Source organism: Streptomyces sp. NPDC001732 (genome assembly GCF_053596315.1).
In genome coordinates this window covers 1-6,154 of record NZ_JBSFFY010000138.1, presented here as the reverse complement: position 1 = coordinate 6,154, position 6,154 = coordinate 1, and the positions used below count along the sequence as shown (strand labels likewise).

The window sequence follows — 6,154 nt, the reverse complement described above, 5'->3', positions numbered from 1 at the left end:
TGCAGGGTCCGGCGATGACGATCGACACGGCGTGCTCCTCGTCCCTCGTCGCGATGCACCTGGCCGCCTCCGCCCTCCGCCAGGGCGAATGCGAACTCGCTCTCGTGGGCGGCGTGACGGTCATGAGCACTCCTTCCCTCTTCGTGGAGTTCTCGCGGCTGAAGGCCATGGCGCCCGACGGCCGGTGCAAGTCCTTCTCGGCCGCCGCGGACGGTGCGGGCTGGTCGGAGGGTGTCGGTGTGCTGCTGCTGAAGCGGCTGTCGGCTGCCGAGCGGGACGGTGACCGGGTGCTGGCGGTGCTGCGGGGCAGTGCGGTGAACCAGGACGGCCGCAGCCAGGGGCTCACGGCTCCCAATGGTCCGTCGCAGCAGCGGGTGATCCAGGACGCGCTGGAGGCGGCCCGGCTCACTCCGGCCGACATCGATGCGGTCGAGGCGCACGGGACGGGTACGTCGCTGGGCGACCCGATCGAGGCCGGTGCCCTGGCCGAGGTGTTCGGCCCCGGGCGGGATGCGGGCCGTCCGGTGTGGCTGGGGTCGTCGAAGTCGAACATCGGCCACGCCCAGGCGGCCGCCGGTGTGATCGGTGTGATGAAGATGGTCCTGGCGTTGCAGCACGGAGTACTGCCGAAGACGCTGCATGCCGAGGAGCCGAGCCCGTTGATCGAGTGGGAGGGCAGTGGGCTTGAGCTGTTGCAGGACGCACGCCCGTGGGGGCGGGACGAGAGGCGGGTGCGGCGTGCGGGGGTGTCGTCGTTCGGTCTGAGCGGTACGAACGCGCACGTCATCGTGGAGGAGCCGCCGCTGGCGGAAACAGCCGCCAGAGCTGTCGGCGAGAGTGTCTTCCCGGTGGTGGTGTCGGGGCGTGACGAGGCGGCGTTGCGGGAGCAGGCGGGGCGCTGGGCGTCCTGGCTCTCCGGCCGCGAGGACATCCGCCTGGCCGAGGTGGTACGCACCGCCGGAGCCCACCGCACACACTTCAAGCACCGGGCGAGCGCGGTCGCCGCCGACACCACGGAACTCGTGGCGGCGCTGAACGCCCTCGCCGACGGACAGGCCCATCCGGCGGTCACCGAAGGGACGGCCGGTTCGGGCGATTCGGCGGTGCTCTTCACCGGACAGGGCAGCCAGCGGGCAGGGATGGGACGCGCACTCCACACCGCCCTGCCCGCCTTCAGGGAAGCGTTCGACGAGGTGTGCGCGGCCCTCGACCCGCACCTGACACGCCCCCTGACCGAGGTGCTCTTCGCCGCCGAGAACAGCGCGGACGCGGCGCTCGTACACGAAACGGAGTTCACCCAGCCCGCCCTGTTCGCGTTCGAGGTCGCCCTGTTCCGGCAGTGGCAGGCCTGGGGGGTTCAGCCCGCCGCGGTGGCCGGCCACTCGATCGGTGAACTGGCGGCTGCCCACGTGGCAGGAGTGCTGGAACTCCCCGATGCCGCACGGCTGGTGGCAGCGCGTGGCCGACTGATGCAGGCGTGCGAGCACGGTGGCGCGATGGCATCGGTGGAGGCGTCCGAGTCCGAGGTGACCGAGGTCCTCCGGGGCATCGAGGGCCGGATCTCGATCGCCGGACTGAACGGCCCCGCCCAGACGGTGGTCAGTGGTGACGGGGCCGCGGTGGCGGCGGTGGAGAGCCACTTCGCCGAGCAGGGCCGGCGCACCCGCCGACTGGAGGTGTCGCACGCCTTCCACTCGCCGCACATGGACGCGATGCTCGCCGAGTACGAGACGGTGGCCGAGAGCTGCCGGTTCGCGGCTCCGGTCATTCCCCTGGTCTCGTCGGTGACCGGCGAATGGAACGACGAGAGCCTGCCGCCGGGTGAAGGCGTGCGGTCGGCGCGCTACTGGGTACGCCAGGCCCGCGACGCGGTCCGGTTCCTGGACGTCGTGCGCGAACTCGACCGGGCGGGTGTCGCCCGCTACCTGGAGTGCGGCCCGGCCGCGGTGCTGTCCGCGATGGGCGCGGCCTGCTCGGAACAGGACAGCACCTTCATCGCCTCCCAGCGGGCGGACACCAGGGACGGCCGACCGGCGGACGAGGTCCGCACGCTCGCGCAGGCCCTCGGAAACCTCCACGTCTGCGGGCAGGACATCGCCTGGGACCAGGTCGCCCCGAACCCCGGCACCGCGCCCCTGCCCGCCCCCACGTACCCCTTCCAGCGCGAGCACTACTGGCTGGAGCCGGCATCGGCCTCCGGCGACCTCTCCGCCGTGGGCCTGGAACACTCCGAGCACCCCTGGCTGGGCGCCACCGCGGTGCTGGCCAACGGTGAGGGCCACCTCTTCTCCGGCAAGCTGTCGCCGGCCGAGCACCCCTGGCTCAAGGACCACGTCGTCCACGGCACCGTGCTCGTACCGGGCACCGGGCTGCTGGAACTGGCCCTCGCGGCGGCGCACCGCACCGGAGCGGCCGGCGTCGGTGAACTGACCCTGCTCGAACCGCTCGTCCTGCGCGACACGGTCCGTCTGCAGGTCGTGGTCGGCCCCGCCCGGGAGGACTCCGGGCGCACCGTCGAGATCTACAGCCGCTCCGAGGAAGCCGTCGACGGAGTGTGGCGACAGCACGCCTCGGGCGAACTGCTGGAGCACGGCGCCGGCCAGGTGGACGACGACGCCCAGGAGCTGCGGCAGTGGCCGGTCCCGGGCGCAGAGAGCGTACGACTGGACGACTACTACGAGCAGTTCGACGGGCTGGGACTGGCATACGGGCCGGCGTTCCAGGGGCTGACCGAGTTGTGGCGCAAGGACGACACCGTCTACGCACTGGTGCGCCTGCCCGACGAGTTGCAGGCGGGGGAGTACGGGGTGCACCCCGCCCTGCTGGACGCTGCGCTGCACGGCCTCGCTGCACTGCGGCCGCAGACGGGCGCGGAGGACGAGGGCGGGGACCGTGGCGTCCTGCTGCCCTTCGCGTGGAACGGGGTCGAGTGCTCGGCCGTGCGGAGCGCCGCTCTGCGGGTGCGGGTGGATCTCGACCGTACGACCTCCACGGCCACGCTGCGGGCAGCGGACGCCGAGGGCCGCCCCCTCCTCAAGGTCGCCGCGCTGCGGTTGCGCGAGGCGACGGCCGAACAGATCGGTGCCGCCGAGCCGGTGGAGCACGTCTACGGAGTCGTGTTCCAGCCGCCCCGGCACCCGAACCGGTCGGCCCCGACGGGCCCGGTCTGGGTGCTGGACGGCGGGCGGGGCACGCTCGCCCCGTCCCTCGACGGCCTCGTCGACGGTTCGGCGGTGGACCGCTGCGCCGACGTCGAGGCGCTGACGGACCGTCTCGACGCGGGCCGGGCCGCCCCCGGCACCGTCGTCGTGGACGCCACGGAGTACGGAACGCCCGAAGCGCCGTACACCGCCGCCCGCGAGTCGGCGCAGAGCGCGCTGAGCACCGCCCAGCGACTGCTCGCCGACGAGCGGCTGCGGTCCGCCGAGCTCGTCTGGGTCACCCGTGACAGCGTCGCGGCCTCGGCCGACGACCGCCTGGACGGGCTGGCGAACGCCACGGTGTGGGGACTCGTCCGCGCCGTGCGCGCCGAGCACCCGGACCGGTCGATACGTCTCGTCGACCTCGGCGGCCAGGACGTCGACCTCGGTGTGGTCGCCCGTGCGCTGGCCATGACCGACGAACCGGAGATCGCCGTACGCCGGGGTGACGTGCTGACGCCACGACTCGTTCCCGGGACCGCCACGGCCACGACCGGTGCCACGGACGGCGGGGAGCCGCTGTTCGACCCGCGAGGCTCAGTACTCGTCACCGGAGGTGTCGGAGAACTCGGGCACCTCGTGGCCAACCACCTCGTGCGCGCGCACGGCGTGCGACACCTGGTGCTGACCTCCCGGCGCGGCCCGGAGGCGCCCGGGGCCGACGAGCTGGTGGACGAGCTGACCCGGGCCGGCGCCGAGACCGTCCGCGTCGTTCCGTGCGACGTGTCCGACCGGGACCAGACGGCCGCCCTGCTGTCGGACGTCGCCCCGGAGCACCCGTGGACCGGCGTGTTCCACCTGGCCGGTGTCACCGACGACGCGCTGCTCGCCGACCAGGACCAGGACCGCCTCCACCGGGTCATGGCGTCCAAGGTCGCGGGCGCCACACATCTGGCGGAGCTGACGCGGGGCCTGGACCTCTCCGCCTTCGTCCTCTTCTCGTCCGTGTCCGGCGTCCTGGGCGGCCCCGGCCAGAGCAACTACGCCGCCGCGAACTCCTGGCTCGACGCCCTGGCGACACGTCTCAGGGGCGAGGGCCGGGCGGCCGTCAGCCTGTCGTGGGGGATGTGGGAGCAGGGCGGAGGCGGCATGACCGCCGGGCTCGGCCAGGCGGACATCGCCCGGATGCGCCGACAGGGCGTCGGCGCACTGACCGGGCGCCAGGGACTGCGGGCGCTCGACGAAGCCCTGGCCGGAGACCGGGCACATCTGGTGCCCGTACGGCTCGTACTCACCGCGGTCCAGCGCGAGGCGGACCGGAACGGTGAGGTCCATGCACTGCTGCGGGGCCTCGTGCGCACCCGGCGCCACCACGCGGGCCCGGCGTCGGAGTCCGGCTCGCACCTGCGCGACCAGCTGGCCGCGCTCCCGGAGCAGGAGCGGCTCACGGCACTCGTGACGCTCGTGCGGCAGGAGGCCGCCGTCGTGCTGGGCGGCGCCCGACCGGAGAGCGTCGGCGAGCAGGAGGTGTTCCAGAAGCTGGGCATGGACTCGATGATTGCGGTCGAACTCCGCCGCCGGCTGTCCACCGCCACGGGCGTTCAGCTGCCGCCCACCTTGGCCTTCGACTACCCCACCCCCGTGGCGGTGGCCGGACTGCTGCTGGACCGGCTGTCGCTGGCTGCCGCCGTGGCCCCCGCCGCCCGTCCGTCGGCCACCGACCGGACGGCCGACGAGCCGATCGCGGTGGTGTCGATGGCGTGTCGGCTGCCGGGCGGCGTCGACACACCGGAGGGCTTCTGGGAACTCCTGGCGGGTGGACGCGATGCGATAGGGACGTTCCCGGAGCGCTGGGACGCCCTGGACGTGTACGACCCCGACCCGAACGCCCTCGGCAAGAGCTGCATCCGCGAGGGCGGCTTCATCGACGGTGTCGAACGGTTCGACGCCGGGTTCTTCGGTATTTCGCCGCGTGAGGCGGTGTCGATGGACCCGCAGCAGCGGCTGGTGCTGGAGGCGTCGTGGGAGGCGCTGGAGCGGGCGGGCATCCGGCCCGACGCACTGGCCGAGAGCCGTACGGGCGTCTACCTCGGCACGATGGGCTCCGACTACAGCAGCCAGCAGGGCCGCGGCCTGGAGGAACTCGACGGGTACGTCGGCACCGGCAACGCGAGCAGCGTGGTGTCGGGCCGGGTGGCGTACGCGCTGGGTCTGCAGGGGCCGGCGATCACGATCGACACGGCGTGCTCCTCGTCCCTCGTCGCCATGCACCTCGCCGCCTCCGCCCTCCGCCAGGGCGAGTGCGACGTCGCGCTGGCCGGTGGGGTCACGGTGATGTCCACCCCCACTCCGTTCGTGGAGTTCTCCCGCCTCAACGGCCTTGCCGGAGACGGGCGTTGCAAGTCCTTCTCGGCCGCCGCGGACGGCGCCGTCTGGGCGGAGGGCGCGGGTGTCCTGGTCCTGAAGCGGCTGTCGGCCGCCGAGCGGGACGGCGACCGGGTGCTGGCGGTGCTGCGGGGCAGCGCCGTCAACCAGGACGGCCGCAGCCAGGGGCTCACGGCTCCCAACGGTCCGTCGCAGCAGCGGGTGATCCAGGACGCGCTGGAGGCGGCCCGGCTCACTCCGGCCGACATCGATGCGGTCGAGGCGCACGGGACGGGTACGTCGCTGGGCGACCCGATCGAGGCCGGTGCCCTGGCCGAGGTGTTCGGCCCCGGGCGGGATGCGGGCCGTCCGGTGTGGCTGGGGTCGTCGAAGTCGAACATCGGCCATGCCCAGGCCGCCGCCGGTGTGATCGGCGTGATGAAGATGGTCCTGGCGTTGCAGCACGGAGTACTGCCGAAGACGCTGCATGCCGAGGAGCCGAGCCCGTTGATCGAGTGGGAGGGCAGTGGGCTTGAGCTGTTGCAGGACGCACGCCCGTGGGGGCGGGACGAGGGGCGGGTGCGGCGTGCGGGGGTGTCGTCGTTCGGTCTGAGCGGTACGAACGCGCACGTCATCGTGGAGGAGCCGCC

At 73.2% G+C, this 6,154-nt stretch carries 1 protein-coding gene; it reads left to right on the top strand.

What is annotated here, in order from left to right; genetic code table 11:
• A partial coding sequence (locus tag ACWCXX_RS40285) for a type I polyketide synthase (protein ID WP_451136166.1) occupies positions 1-6,154 on the top strand: 6,154 nt, incomplete at both ends.